This is a genomic window from Marinobacter arenosus (genome assembly GCF_019264345.1).
In the GTDB taxonomy this organism is placed as follows: domain Bacteria; phylum Pseudomonadota; class Gammaproteobacteria; order Pseudomonadales; family Oleiphilaceae; genus Marinobacter; species Marinobacter arenosus.
In genome coordinates this window covers 2,629,783-2,643,761 of the sequence record NZ_JAHVAO010000001.1, presented here as the reverse complement: position 1 = coordinate 2,643,761, position 13,979 = coordinate 2,629,783, and the positions used below count along the sequence as shown (strand labels likewise).

General features: G+C 61.2%; 13 protein-coding genes. 6 read left to right on the top strand and 7 right to left on the bottom strand.

Going from position 1 to position 13,979, the window contains the following annotated elements:
- Positions 1–103 precede the first annotated feature (103 nt).
- A complete protein-coding gene (locus tag KXD86_RS12085) occupies positions 104–928 on the top strand; it encodes a substrate-binding periplasmic protein (protein WP_312846286.1) in 825 nt (274 codons plus the stop codon).
- Here KXD86_RS12085 and KXD86_RS12080 read toward each other — a convergent pair.
- Together KXD86_RS12080 and KXD86_RS12075 are read right to left on the bottom strand one after the other, a co-directional pair.
- Positions 925–3,750: a DUF748 domain-containing protein gene (locus tag KXD86_RS12080; protein ID WP_218636259.1), complete on the bottom strand. Its 2,826-nt coding sequence runs from the start codon at positions 3,748–3,750 to the stop codon at positions 925–927. The two genes, KXD86_RS12085 and KXD86_RS12080, sit on opposite strands and share 4 nt — an antisense overlap.
- An 85-nt stretch (positions 3,751–3,835) precedes the next feature.
- A complete protein-coding gene (locus KXD86_RS12075) occupies positions 3,836–5,122 on the bottom strand; it encodes an MHYT domain-containing protein (protein WP_218636258.1) in 1,287 nt (428 codons plus the stop codon).
- A gap of 224 nt (positions 5,123–5,346) precedes the next feature.
- On the opposite strand from KXD86_RS12075, the gene pdxH reads away from it, so the two are divergent.
- From pdxH to KXD86_RS12050, 5 genes are read left to right on the top strand one after another with little or no spacing between them, the layout of a single operon-like run.
- Entirely contained in the window at positions 5,347–5,982 is a 636-nt protein-coding gene (gene pdxH, locus KXD86_RS12070; protein ID WP_218636257.1) for a pyridoxamine 5'-phosphate oxidase, read from the top strand.
- A complete protein-coding gene (locus KXD86_RS12065; RefSeq protein WP_218636256.1) occupies positions 5,951–6,727 on the top strand; it encodes a 4'-phosphopantetheinyl transferase family protein in 777 nt (258 codons plus the stop codon). The genes pdxH and KXD86_RS12065 overlap by 32 nt, the downstream gene beginning before the upstream one ends.
- Positions 6,728–6,730: 3 nt before the next feature.
- Positions 6,731–7,312 (top strand): DNA-3-methyladenine glycosylase I, encoded by a 582-nt coding sequence (locus KXD86_RS12060; protein ID WP_218636255.1) that lies wholly within the window; start codon positions 6,731–6,733, stop codon positions 7,310–7,312.
- A gap of 57 nt (positions 7,313–7,369) precedes the next feature.
- Complete coding sequence (locus KXD86_RS12055; protein ID WP_218636254.1) at positions 7,370–7,675, top strand: DUF6482 family protein; 306 nt, start codon at positions 7,370–7,372, stop codon at positions 7,673–7,675.
- Positions 7,672–8,127 carry a DUF3429 domain-containing protein gene (locus KXD86_RS12050; protein ID WP_218636253.1) on the top strand — a complete coding sequence of 152 codons (456 nt, stop codon included), beginning with the start codon at positions 7,672–7,674 and terminating at the stop codon, positions 8,125–8,127. Before KXD86_RS12055 ends, KXD86_RS12050 begins: the two co-directional genes overlap by 4 nt.
- 9 nt (positions 8,128–8,136) lie before the next feature.
- Here KXD86_RS12050 and KXD86_RS12045 read toward each other — a convergent pair whose 3' ends face one another.
- The 5 genes from KXD86_RS12045 to KXD86_RS12025 form a co-directional block, all read right to left on the bottom strand.
- Positions 8,137–9,135, bottom strand: coding sequence for a sigma-70 family RNA polymerase sigma factor (locus KXD86_RS12045; protein ID WP_218636252.1), 999 nt, complete (start codon positions 9,133–9,135; stop codon positions 8,137–8,139).
- 253 nt (positions 9,136–9,388) lie between these two features.
- Positions 9,389–10,840: an aspartate kinase gene (locus KXD86_RS12040; RefSeq protein WP_218636251.1), complete on the bottom strand. Its 1,452-nt coding sequence runs from the start codon at positions 10,838–10,840 to the stop codon at positions 9,389–9,391.
- Between the two features lie 51 nt (positions 10,841–10,891).
- On the bottom strand, positions 10,892–12,160 hold the full coding sequence (gene ectB, locus KXD86_RS12035) for a diaminobutyrate--2-oxoglutarate transaminase (RefSeq protein ID WP_218636250.1): 1,269 nt from the start codon (positions 12,158–12,160) through the stop codon (positions 10,892–10,894).
- Positions 12,161–12,355: 195 nt separating this feature from the next.
- Positions 12,356–12,871: a diaminobutyrate acetyltransferase gene (gene ectA, locus KXD86_RS12030; protein WP_218636249.1), complete on the bottom strand. Its 516-nt coding sequence runs from the start codon at positions 12,869–12,871 to the stop codon at positions 12,356–12,358.
- Positions 12,872–13,020: 149 nt separating this feature from the next.
- Positions 13,021–13,971 (bottom strand): metallophosphoesterase family protein, encoded by a 951-nt coding sequence (locus KXD86_RS12025; RefSeq protein ID WP_218636248.1) that lies wholly within the window; start codon positions 13,969–13,971, stop codon positions 13,021–13,023.
- Between the last annotated feature and the right edge of the window lie 8 nt (positions 13,972–13,979).

The following is a 13,979-nucleotide window of genomic DNA, read 5'->3' as shown; positions in this document are numbered from 1 at the left end:
CAGGGATTCCCGTTTTGCATAACTTTAAAATCCTGTTGTTCAGTCACATCCATTCTGGTGCTAATCTGAACGGGTATTCATTTATTACAGATCAGGACCCAGCGTGCCAGCCATCCATCGATCGACCAGAACACTGGCCCTGCTGACTGGCACACTCGCCCTGAGTTGGCTGTCGGCGGCGTACCCGAAGACCGAGATTACGGTCGGCGCCTACTACTTCCCGCCCGTTGCCGAAGTCAACCACGAGAACGAAGCCCAGGGACTGCTGGGCGACCTGATTGCGGGGCTCGAAGCGGTCAACGACGATCTCGACATCCAGGTGTTCTATACCTCTCCCAAGCGGCGCTATCTCGACTTCGAAGCCGGACTTTTCGACGTCATCTTCTTCGAAAGCGCCAACTGGGGCTGGTCCGACCGAAAGGTCACCCTGAGCCGGCCCATCCTGACGGATGAGGAGCTCTACGTGGCCCTGAAAAAGCCCGGTCGGGACCTGTCCTTCTTCGAGGACATCAGCCGCCACAGCATCGTGGCCATGTCCGGGTACCACTACGGGTTTGCCGATCTCGAGACCGACAGCGAGGCGTTGCAGGCAAGGTTCCACATCGAATTTTCCGACAGTCACAGCCGCAACCTCCAGCTTATCAAGGCCGATCGCCCGTCGGTTGCGGAGGTGGCCATCATCAGTCGCTCATACCTGCAGATGCACCTGTCGGAAAATCCCGAGGACTGGCGCAAATTGCTGATCTCGGACAAGCTCGACCAGAGTTATCAGCTCCGCATTGTGGCCCGGGAAGATGGCCCGGTGAGCGCCGACGACATGCTGCGCTTCATGGCACCACTGGTCACCAACGGCTCCTATCGGCTGATGGTCGAAAAATGGGGCCTGCAGCTGCCCGCCGGCTTCCTCACCGGTTTCGACCTGCCCTAGCGGACATCCAGGGTAAACTGGACGGTCACCGCACCGTTTTCATCAACGCTCGCATCCCGCGACGGATCCAGCATGAACAGCTGGTCTGCGGGCACCTTGTGGGTATCCAGCAGTACCTTGCGAACCGCAACGCCCCGGGCGGACGCCAGGTTACTCAATGCCTCGGGCGGCAATTGACGCTCGCCGGCCAGGTAGGCCTGACGGGCCGTTTCCCATTCCTCGTCGGTCAGCGACTTCTGGCCACCGGCGGTCAGCTCGTCCCGCAACAGTGCAAGGCCATCCGCCTCCGGCGCAACTCCGCCGCGAACGTTGAGCAACAGGTCCGGACGCTCGAGCAGGCCGTCGGCAAGGGCCGCAAGCTTGGCGGGCTCACCCTCGGCCAGTGCCACGCTGCCGGGCTGGAAACCGACTTGGCCCAACTCGTCGCTGCTCAGTCCCGCCATCTCGGCTATGGACCCCAGCATGCTGAACGGCGACGCCGCAGCCTTCACCAGCAGGTTGACGAACGCGCGCATGATCACCTGGCCCAGACTGAAATCAGGGTCGGAAAGATCGCCGCTGATGGGGAGATCCACTTCAATCACACCATCACGGTCCCTGAGCAGGGCCAGCCCGAGCGCCACCGGCGCGTCCACGGCGTCATCGCTGGCCACGGCCTGCCCCAGCTCCAGGCGGTCCATGACCACCAGGTTGTGAGCGTCCAGTCGGGTGCCGGCAATTTCATAATTCAGGTCGAGGTCCAGCTTCCCGCTGTCCACCCCGTAACCGATGTAGCGACCGAAGTACGGCGACAGTGCCGGCAGGGACACATCATTCATGGTCAGCTTCAGGTCGCTGACGTCGTCCGTCCCGAGGGTGCCCAGGGTTCCCGCGAACTCCACGGTGGCCACTTCGCCGACGCGACCACGGATGTCGACCTTGCCCTGCTGTGGGGGAATATTGCTGAGCCCGGTTACCGAGCCGTTCAGTTCGTCGAAGGACGTGGTGAAGGCCGGGCTGATACTGCGGTCCGTGTAGGCGATCTCGCCCTGCTCAAGCATCAATTGACCGATCCGGAAAATAAACCCCGGGTCCTCACCGGACGCATTGCCATCCGTCCCCTGATCCGTTGGGCCTCCATTGCCTGAACGGACAATTCGCTCGAGGTTATGCACGTTGTTGGTGGCCCGCACGACATTGACCGAGGGTTGGGTCAGGGTCACGGTGCCGATTTCCAACCGGGCCGGGTTCACGTTGTATTCAATAGGCGACAGGCGGAGGGACTGCCAGGACAACAGCCGACCGCTGTCGTCCGCCATGGCGAGCGACAGCCCGGCCACTTCCGCTGTGCCACTGAAGGTGCCGGTCAGCGGCTCCTGCTGGCCATCAAGATCCAGGTTGCCGTCAACCCCCAGAATGCCCTCGGCAATGGACAGGTTGGCGCCTTCCTGCACATAGGGTTCGAACGCCGCCAGCGCCACCCCGGAACCGGATATGCCCGCTTCGAGGGTGAAGGGTTGGGGCGTCAACTGACCGTCCAGGGACAGCGAACCGCCACTGGCAAGGGTGGCCTGAAGCTGATAGTTCACCGGTTCGTCAAGCCTGTGGCTCAGGGCGCCCGTGGTCAGGGAGAGCTGCTCAAGGGTCAGGTCCGCCGGCGTCTCGGTCTGGCGATCCTGCCACTGCACCCGGCCCTCCGACAGGGTAATGCCCTCGACAGACCAGTGGAATGCTGGCCCGCCTGACGCGGCCGGCGGTTCGGAGGCCTCAGGAGCCGTCTGGGCATCCTCACCGGTGGTCAGCGGCACCAGCCAGTCAATCACCCCGTTTTCATCGCGGGCAACCGCAAGCTCAAGGGCGGTAAGGGATACCATGCCGACGCTGGCCTCCCTCGCACTGAGATCGAAGCCGATCTGGTCAACGCTGATGGTGCCGGAGGTGAGACGGGCCTCCTCGCTCTCGGCATCGATGGCCACCGCCAGTTCCTCCAGCGACAGGGTACCGTTGCGTGTTGCCAGCAAAAACATATCCCCGGCCTGCAGCTCGTACTCCGATTGCAGGCTGACCCTGCCGCCCCGGAGATCGTAGGGCAGGTAGGGGGCCAAAAAGTGCTCGAGGGTCTGGTACCCGATGCCGCTGATGCTGATCGTCCCGCTGGAATACAACGGGGTGACACTGAGCTCACCCTGCCACTCGAGCGACTCGTCCCCGATGGCCGCCTGCAGACTGTAGCTGCTGTCCTGGCCATCCCGGCGCCAGGTGGCGAGATCATTCAGGCTGAGGTCCAGCGGCGTGATCCGGAACTCCGCAGACTCAGCCTTGCTGAAATCCCGGAACAGCAGTTCTCCGCCTTCGATGGTAATGCCGGTAAAGTAGAAGCGCGGAGGCTCGGCATCCTCCTCCGACCCTCCAGGGTCCGCGGCCGGCGGCTCTGATGCGGGGTTATTGTTCTGCCAGTCCCGGGCGAAATTGACGCCGTAATCGTCCAGCAGATCGAGGCGGATAAAGGGCTCCTGCAGCTCAATTGCCTCAAAGCCGACGATCCCCCGAACCAACTGGAAGAAATTCAGGTTCACGGCCAGGCGGTCGAACGCCACCACTCGTTCGTCGTCGCTGTCCCGGGCGGACAGACCTGAGGCTTCCACACTCAGAGCAAACGGATTGACCGAGATCTCCGCAACTTCCGACTGCCATCCCATACGCTCGTTGAGCTGGTCCGGCAGTGTTCGTTCCAGCCACCAGGGCAACAGCAGGAAACCGGCAATGCCGTAGAGCACGACGAGGGCCAGAAGCCCAATAAGCAGGTTCCTTACGAGGCGGTTCGGTTGTCGGCTCGCGGCCACGAATCTCTCCTTGTCAAAGGCACAATCCCAGGGGGCTTCTTCGCCCCCGCCTGATCACAAGGATAGTCGGCCTTGACCCGTTTTGTCAGCTGCCACCGAGCTGACCGGGCAAGGCCAGTTCCGGCGTCGCTTCCATGTTGGCGAAATGGCCAATGTCGTTCAGGTCGCGGGGTACCATGGCTGCGCGCACCAGTTTGCGGCTCGACGTGCCAGTGGTCGGGTAGACGGACTGGCCGGCACGCCATGTAATGGCCATACCGGCGGTGGTAATTGACCCATCAATCTGTCGCAGGCGCCTGTACATGAACGCGTGGTCGGCACTCTCATAATCCGGCACCAGGGCCACAAAGGCGCCGGCGGAATAGCGCGCCAGGTACACGGTGTCGGACAGGTCCGCCCGCAAGGCGCTACTGATCTCCCGGATAGCGTCTTCGAGCTCCCGATGCCCAAGCCGGTCAGTAAGCTCACGGAAATTGGCAACATCGAGATAAATCAGCGCAAACGGGTGCTCACGGGCATCGGGTCGGGCAAGGTGCTCAAGCAGCTCCTGCTCCAGCCCGGAGCGATTGGGTAATCCTGTCACGGAATCCACAAACGCCATTTGCTCGACCCAGCGGCTTTCCTCCGCCTTTTTGAGTTCCAGCTCACGCCGGGCGCGCACGTCCATAATCGTGACCACCAGGGCGACAGCCAGAAGCGCAACACAGGCCACAGCCAGGGGAATACCGATCCATTCGCCGCGCAGACCATTATCCGCCGCAGGTACCGCACCCGGCGGAAATTGCAGGGCAATCATGCCGGTGTAGTGCATACCGCAAATTGCAGCTGCCATCACGAGGGCGGCCACGAACTGGATCATCAGGGCACGCCCGCCCTCCAGCCCTTGCAGTTTGCGACACATCGCCAGCGCCGCCCCGGACGCGACCACGGCAATAATCACCGAAAGCACCAGGAAGCCGGTATCAACAACCGGGTCCGCGGACATGCGCATGGCGTACATGCCCAGGTAATGCATGACCACGACCCCGCCGGACATGGCCAGTGTGGCAGTGCCAAACAGGGCGGCACTGATCCGGGTCCGACCAATGATGTTCAGGGCCACGCCAGACGCCACAACGGCCGCAAGCCACGACACTACGGTCATGACAGTGTCGAAGGACATCGGCGCTTCCATCGGCATGGCGCGCATGCCCACGAAGTGCATGGTCCACACCCCGGAGCCCATGACCAGCGCACCGGTTATCAGCCAGCGCCGGCGCTCACCGCCCTGGGCGGTGTTAAGTCGGGTTCCGAAATACAGCGCGGTGTAGGCCGCGAGCAAAGCCACCACATAGGACGCAATGACCAGGGATAAATCGTATTCTGCCAACATCGTCTCTTTCTCTCTCGGTTCAGGGCGAGGTTCCTGACTGGACTTGCCGGGCCTGACTCCCCATAAATGTGGAAAGTAATACGGGGCGAAATGTGAACCAGGACTCATTCTTTTGTTTTTTTGTGTAATTAAAGCGGACATATACTGCCCCTGACAGCCGCCGCCGAACCCGTTATGCTCAGCGGTCAGAGTGTTCTTGGCCTGTTGAAGACGAGGGAAGCTTTATGGACATCGGCGATATGCGTCGGGAGTTTGAAAGTGAGGGGCTCGATCGCGATGCCCTCGATGACAATCCGGTGCGGCAATTCCAACACTGGTTCCAGGACGCGCTGCAAGCAGGCCTGCTGGAGCCCAATGCCATGTCTCTGGCCACCGCCGGCGCAGACGGTCTGCCCGACCTGCGTACCGTGCTGTTGAAATACTTCGACCAGAACGGTTTCGTGTTCTACACCAATTATGGCAGTCGCAAAGCTCGTGAAATCGAGGAGAACCCCCAGGCGGCCCTCCTGTTTCCCTGGATCGGCCTGAATCGGCAAGTCCGCATTCAGGGGCCGGTGGAAAAGGTCAGCAAATCGGAGTCCCTGCGTTACTTTGCATCGCGCCCCCGCGGCAGCCAGATCGGCGCCTGGGTATCGGAACAGAGCAAGGCCATCACGTCCCGCGGCCTGCTGGAGCAGAAAGTGGCCGAACTCAAACGGAAGTTCAGCGAGGGCGAGATCCCACTGCCCAGTTTCTGGGGTGGTTACCGCGTAGTGCCCGACCGGATCGAGTTCTGGCAGGGGCGCCCGAGCCGACTCCACGACCGGTTCGAATACGTGAGGGATGGCGATGACTGGCTCATCCAGCGCCTTCAACCCTGATCCGCAGCCGGCGATCTGGTTGTGCCGGGAAGCGGGCCGGGAGGCCTCCCGGCTGCCGGACTGGCTCACCGATTACGAACGCGAGACGGCGGACAAATTCAGCGGCCCGCGCAAGCGGGAGTACCTGTCCAGCCGCTGGCTGATTCGCCGGGCGATTGCCGGTGCCAGTGGCCAGGAGGCTGCCCGGTGCAGACCGATCAACGGCCGCCCGGTGGCCTCAGCCGAGCCGGTTGGCTGGCATCTGTCCTTGAGCCATAGCCACGGCCTTTCCGCCTGTGCCACCAGTCCGGCGCACCGGATTGGCCTGGACATCGAGCCCTGCACCCGCCACCCCCACTGGCAACGGGTCGCTCGACGCTGGTTTTCACCGCTGGAACAGTCGTGGTTGCTGGCCGAGGACAACCCGGAAACCTTTCTGAAAGTCTGGACCCTCAAGGAGGCCTGGCTGAAGGCGACGGGCCGGGGCATTGCCGGCAATCTGCAAACTCTGGAAGTTGGCCCGGGCTTCGACCTCCGGGGTGACCAGGCCGAACCGGACTGGCACGCCGACTGCTGGCGCGTGGAGGGATTTCTGGTGACGCTGGTATACCGCCAGAGCGATCCGACGCCCCCGATGCTGCGGCGGTTTGAGGCACCACCCGAGGACTATGGCTTGGCCGGGACTGATGAGCCGCGCGAGTCGGAAACCCCGGTGTTGCGACGTCGCATCGAACCCACACACCGTCCTTCAGAGGAGCAAGGCTAAGCGATGGCAAACACCGAACGCTGTCCCTGGTGTGGCACCGACCCACTGTACGTTCACTACCACGACACCGTCTGGGGCCGGCCCGAATACGATGACCTGGCCCTGTTTGAAAAGCTGTGCCTGGACGGCCAGCAAGCCGGCCTGAGCTGGATTACCATCCTGCGCAAGCAAGAGAACTATCGCGAGGCCTACGATGGCTTCAATCCGGAGCGAATCGTGCGGTACGACGATGCGAAAGTCGCGGAATTGCTCGCCAATCCTGGCATCATCCGGAACCGCCTGAAGGTTCAGTCCATCATCAAGAACGCCCGGGGATTTCTTGAGTTTCGCGAGAACGGCCAGAGTTTCAGTGACTTTCTCTGGTCCTTCGTCGATGGCCGCCCCATCCAGAACGCCTGGGAGCGGTTTGAGGACGTTCCGGTGACCACCCCCGAATCCGAAGCAATGTCCCGGGCGCTCAAGCGCGCCGGCTTCACCTTCGTCGGCCCGACCATCATTTACGCCTTCATGCAGGCCACCGGCATGGTGAACGATCACCTGGTCCGATGCCCGCAACATCAGAGGTGTCTGGCGCTCGGCAACTGATCTCATTACGTACCGGAGTCGTAACACTGCCAATAACACCAACTCCGGAGCTTCACTGTGAGAATCACCCTGGAAGAATTGCGAAACAGCCAAGGTCCGGTCATCGAACTGCTGGAAATCATCTCCCTCGAAGGCCAGCACTACATGGCCAGGCTTACGCTGGATGGCCGACTGCTGTTGCTGTCCGACAAAGACGGAGTCACCAGCCTGTTCCGAAGTTCCTGGCAGATCCAGGACACCCTCGCGGGGTTTCAGGTCCGGGAGACCCAGGTGGTGCACCCGTCCGCGTACCATGAGATGGTTGGGATGGAGCCGGCCCACGTTGAGCCCATGCGGATAAGGGTGCAGAGGGAAAAGACGTGATTGCTGTTGCCCGACTGGCCATCGTATTTGGTGTCGCCGGCCTGCTGCCCTTCCTCGCGGCGGTCGCAACCGTGTACCTCATGCCCCAGTACAGCGTCGCGGCGGTGTCCTGGTTCTACCTGTACAGCGCGGGGATTCTTGCCTTCATGGCCGGGGTGTACTGGCCCATTTCCATGCAACTGGACGATTGCTGTTATCCGCAGTCCCCGCTCGTGACCATGGTGTTCAGCCAGATTTTTTTCGTAACCGCCGGCGTCGGCCTGCTGCTTTCGACGCCGGGTCAGATTCTGCTCTACACGGTCGCGTATCTGGCCCTCTATCTGGTCGACGCCCGCTGGATGCGACTCTACTGGCCGGACTGGTACCTGCGCCTGCGTCTGTTTCTCACGTTCGTAGTACTGCTCTGCCAGGTGGCGATTGGCGCCTGGTATGTGCTGTTGCACGGAGCCTGACCGGGACGGTCAGGCTCCAAAGACATCCTCGGGGTCAGAGAATCGGCTCTGCAGTTTCTTCACCGCCATCTTCTCAATCTGACGAACCCGCTCCCGACTGATCCCCAGATCATCCGAAATGACCTGCAGCGTCTCCGGTTCGGGCAGACCAAGACCGTAGCGTCGTGACAGGATGGCCTGTTCACGATCGGTCAGCTCTCCCATCATGGCGGTCAGGGTCCGGCGGCGGTCGCGCTGCGACATGGCATGCTCGGGAGCCTGCTGTTCTGCCGCCTCCAGGCTGTCTCCCAGGGTCACAGACCCATCGTCGACCAACGGGACGTCCGTGGACACCTCACGCAAGGCGAGGGCGCGCAATTCGCCGATCCGGGAGGGCGAAGCCTCCATTTCCCTGGCCAGCTCGGACTGGGACGGGGTGCGGCCAAGGGTCTGGTGCATGCCCAGCGATACCCGGTGCAACTGGCGAATTTCATCGACCACGTTTTCGGGGGTGTGCACCAGACGGGTTCCGCGCTGAAGGCAGCGCTTCACCTCTTCACTGATCCACCAGTACGCGTAGGTCGAGAACCGAAAGCCCTTGCCGGGATCGAATCGCTCGGCGGCCTTGATCAGGCCGATATTCGCGTCCTGGATCAGGTCCGACATCGGAATGCCATGCTGACCGTAGCGGCGCGCAATGTGCACAGCCAGGCGCAGGTTGCTCTGGATCAGCTTGCGACGACACGCAGTCGCCAGATGAAAGGCCCGGCGACAGCGGGTCGAAAAGGCGCACGCATCCCCCAGACTTCCGATGACTTCCCGAAAGGTCTGCGGGGTTTCCACCGGCAACGCCAGTTCGGTACTGATGGTGCGGTAGCAGCGGGTCAGTTTTCGGGAGAGGCGGCGCTCCGCCTCATCCGTCAGGAGCTCATACCGGGACGCATCCCTGAAATACAGCCCAACCAGGGAATCCCTTTCGCCATCGTTGGGCGTGGTCGGAGACGGTCCCAGCCTATCCGTTTTACGCATGGCTATGGTACCGGTCGGAAATTTACAGAAGATACGTTGTTCAGGTGTTGATGGATTAACCACCCCTGAGGTCGAGGGTAGTCGTCACGGGGAAGGATAAAAGGAAGAAATCGTCCGGTCCGGATGGGGATCGGGTGGTGCCCGGCCTTGCAACCTGCCACTGCAGACCGGCCAGCCGGGCACCCCGACCTGGAGGCAAGACAACCTCCATTACCCGCAGACGAAGCGACCGGTTCCGCCTACGGGTAATCCGTTACTCGATCGAGGCCGCCACGATGGCGTACTCGTGATTGTGTGGCTCGATCAAGGCACCGTGAAGGGCGGCAATCGCCTTTTCATAGTGGTCTTCATCGACCACGAACTGGATGTCCACCTGTCGCATGCACTGGTGAATGGCCAGGACACTGATTTCGTTCTCGGTCAGCGAATTCACGGAACGGGCAAGAATGCCCGGCACCTTCATGTCGCTGCCGATCGCAGACACCAGTGAGACCTTGCGAGTGTTGATCTCGGCGTTCGGAAACTCCTCTTTCAGCGCCCGCACCACACGCTTCACATGCTTGAGCGTGCTGTCCACATAGTGGGTGATGGTGTTGGCGTTGGTGTCCTTCGCCATGAAGCGCACCTTGAAGCGGCCCAATACATCCAGGATGCGGCGGTCGGAACCGGGCTCGCCCTGCATGTCCTGATCGAACACTTCGATGGCAAACACGCCCTTGGCACCGGCTATGATTTCGACCTGCGGCGTCTCGCTGACGTAATCTCCGGTGATCAGTGTCCCGGTGTGCTCCGGCTCGAAGGTGTTCATTACCCGCAACGGAATTTCGTTCTGGCGCATCCCCTTGCCCGCACGGGGGTGGATGGCTTCCATCCCGAGGTTGGCAAGCTGGTCCGCCACGTCGTAGTTGGTGCGACCCAGCGGAACGACCTTGTCGGCACCGACGATGTTGGGGTCCGCGGAACTCAGATGGTATTCCTTGTGGATGATGGCCTCACGGGCCTCGGTGATCACCGCCACCCGGCTGAAGGTCATTTCGCTGTAGCCCCGGTCGAAGGTGCGCATCAGACCTTCCTTGCATTGCGCGTAACCGGTAACGATCGGCAGCTCCCGGGTCAGGTCAACGGCGTCGAAGGCCTGCTTGAGCTTGTCATCCAGCGGCAGCAGTTCCGCATCGCGCCAGCCCGTCAGGTCCACGAAGCGGGCGTTGATGCCTTCCTGCTGCAGCTTCAGGGCGGTGTTGAACGCACTGTGGGCTTCACCAATGCCGGCGAGCATCTCGCGCACCGTCAACAGGTGCTCCTCGAGCTGGAACTGGCCGTAGGAGCACAGGCGCTGGAGATCGATCAGACAGCCACGGACGCCTTCAATGCGGTCGGTGATGAACTGGTCGGCCTGCTGCTTGAGCATCGGGTCCTCGAACAGGTCACCGTTGATGTCGGTGAGAAACTTCACCAGCTTGGTGAGATCGTCACCCCAGGCCCAGTCCGATTCGGCGTCGGCAAACAGGGCGTAAACGCCCGGCTCGCCGGTCTTCTTGTGCTCCAGCAGTTCGTTGGTGACGCCGCCGTAGGCGGAGACCACGAAAATACGCTGGTAGAGGTCTTCCTTGTCGCGATTGCCAATAATGATGTTATCGCGAACGGCCTCGTAGTTGCTCATTGAGGTACCGCCAATTTTCTCGACGGTATGTTGTTGGGTAGTCATAGGTTTGCCTTCGCTATCCTGCAGAATGAATGTGCGGAGCCGGGAGGCGTCTCAGGACGCCTCGCTGATTCCTTCCTGCATGATCTCGTCGACGCTTTCAGCCAGCAGCGCAGCGCCCTTCTTCAGGTCGTCCTCACTGGTGGTAAGCGGCATCAGGCACTTGATGACCTCGTCGTTCGGACCACTGGTCTCGATGATCAGGCCACGCTCGAAGGCGCGCTTGGTAATCGGACCGGTCAGATCGGCGTTCTTGGCTTCGATACCGCGCATCAGACCACGGCCCTTCATTTTGAACTGGCCGGGATACTTGTCGCAAATCGCTTGCAGGGCATCGCCGAGGACCTTGGTCTTGGCCTTCACCTCGTTGGCGAACGCATCGTCTTTCCAGTAGGTTTCCACCGCGGTACGGGCAGTAATAAACGCCATGTTGTTACCACGGAAGGTACCGTTGTGCTCGCCCGGATCCCAGACGTCCAGTTCCGGCTTGAACAGCACCAGCGCCATCGGCAGGCCATAGCCACTGAGGGACTTGGACACGGTCACGATATCGGGCTTGATGCCGGCAAATTCGAAGCTGAAGAACTCACCGGTGCGGCCGTTACCGGCCTGGATATCGTCCACAATCAACAGGATGTCGTGCTTCTTGCAGAGCTCGGACAGGCCCTTCAGCCACTCGGCGCGACAGGCGTTCAGACCGCCTTCGCCCTGAACCGCTTCGACGATCACCGCGGCCGGCAATTCAAAGCCGGACGACCCGTCGCTCAGCAGCTTGTCCATGATCGCCAGGGTGTCGACATCGTCACCCAGGTAGCCATCGTAGAACATGAAATCAACGTTACCCAGCGGCGTGCCCACACCACCCCGGTGATGCTTGTTACCAGTGGCAGCCACGGCACCCATGGTCACGCCATGGAAGCCGTTGGTGAACGAGATGATGCCATTGCGGCCCTTGACCTTACGGGCCAGTTTCAGGGCCGCTTCGACGCAGTTGGTGCCGGTCGGGCCGGTGAACTGCATCTTGTAGTCCAGGCCGCGGGGATCAAGGATGTGCGTCTTGTAAGCTTCCATGAAGTCATGCTTGGCCGTGGTGAACATATCGAGGCCCTGGCTCACGCCGTCTTCCTCGATGTACTGAAGCAGCGCTTTCTTCAGGATATCGTTGTTGTGGCCGTAGTTCAGGGAACCGGCGCCGGCCAGAAAATCCAGGTACTCCTTGCCGTCTTCGGTGTACAGGTGCGCATTTTTCGCGCGATTGAAAACGACCGGAAACGCACGGCTATATACACGTACTTCGGATTCGGTTGACTTGAAAATTTCCATTGTCTTGCCTCTTAGCATGTCAGGTTCGAGGTAGATGCGCGGGGACCTATCGGGTAATGCGGATTCGGTCGCGATAAGCCCGCCGTGCGTTGGTTTAAGCCTGGTGGCAGACCTACCTCAGTGGTCTGCCGGCTAGTCCAAAACACAGTCTCACAGTCGTTCACGGCCGGCTTTCACCGGCGTGGACCGGGGCTCTCAGACAGGCTTCGTGAAGGGCCCGATGCGCAGCAGGAACTCGGAATCGTGCTGCCCACCAAAATGGGTCTCTTTCTCGAAGTGCTCGTGGTAGGTGAGCTCGGCTCCCATATCACGGGCGAATGAGCGGAACAGCGCCCAAGAGGCCTCGTTGTCTGCGGTGATGGTCGTCTCCATGTGCGTGACGTTTTTGCACGCCTCACGGCCGACGATCTCTTTCAGCATCCGCTTGGCCAGGCCCTGTCCACGACCTTTCTCGTGAACCGCCACCTGCCAGACAAACACGGTCTCGGGCTGTTGGGGAGGGATGTATCCGGAGATAAAGCCGACCAGATCGCCTTCCTTCTCCGCGGCCACGCCGGTTTCGGCAAAGTGGCTGCACTGCAAGAGGTTGCAGTAAATCGAGTTGGGGTCCAGCGGCGGGCATTCTGCCACCAGCTGGTGGAGCCTGTAGCCATCGTCCTTCACGGGTGTGCGAAGCGAGATGGCGGTGGTATTCGATCCTTCAGATGTCATAACGTGATCAATTCGCCTCAAAAAGTTAGTGCTAAATTATATAGACCACAAAATATAATTCAAGTCAGCTTTCGCGGCTCCCTCTGAGTGGGCCCCGGCTCGTTCTTTCAGAATAGACCGGTTTGACGCATTCGCCAGTGACAAAATCGTTAGGAAACGGAAGGAAAAACCAGCGACGCGGGATCCAGGGAGGTGCCGTTCAGAATACGCCGGCGATAGGATTCGGCGGCGTCCGAACCCGCCGGCCAGAGTCCATCGAACTCCGCCAGCCAGGCCGCGGAATCAAAGGCCACCGGCAGCAGGGAAACGTGGGCGCCGCGCTGCTCGCAGCCTGTCACGGGGGCTGCCGTGGGGCGGGAAAAACCGATCCGCGTGATCAGCCCCCGGGGATCGGCACGCAGGTTACCCATGCCGGCCGAGCCGTTATTGACCACAGTGCGCACCCGATCCTGGACCCGCCCGGACCAGAGTACCGGCAGGCAGGTATGGGTGCAGGCAATCACATCGGCACCGGTGGCCCGCAGCCACTCCTGCACCACCAATTCATTAGCTGCACTAAAGGACTCATGGGCCAGCCCCCAGCCGGCCAGGGATTCCGGATCGCCGTGCAGAACCAGAATCTTTAGGCCTCCAAATATCAGGCACAGGTACCGAGGCAGCAACGAAAGCCGGTTCTGGAGATCGGGGTGACGGTCAGCCACCCCCTGCAGCCGGGCCATGATCCGGTTCGACCGTTCAACCACGCCCTGTTCAACGAAATCCGGGTAGGCACAGCCACACCCGGCTTCGGCGCTCGGGTTGCCAAGTTCGTACTCGACATTGCCCAGGCTGACGGTGTGGTCGAGGACCCGCGTGTTGATGTCGCGAAACAGCGGATCGCTGGCGTTGAACCAGTTGAAGTCGCCATTGAACACCAGCCGGACCCTGTGCCCAAGCCGCTCCTCGGCACGGACCATGCGCTCGATTTCGTCCAGGGCAAAAGGATTCCCGTACAGCCCGCCGACAATGTAGAGCACGTCCTCGGGCACGGGCGTCGCCTGCTCACACAGGACGTCAGGCCGATACCGGTAGGCGAGTGGACAACTTCGACCTGCACTCATAACGCCGT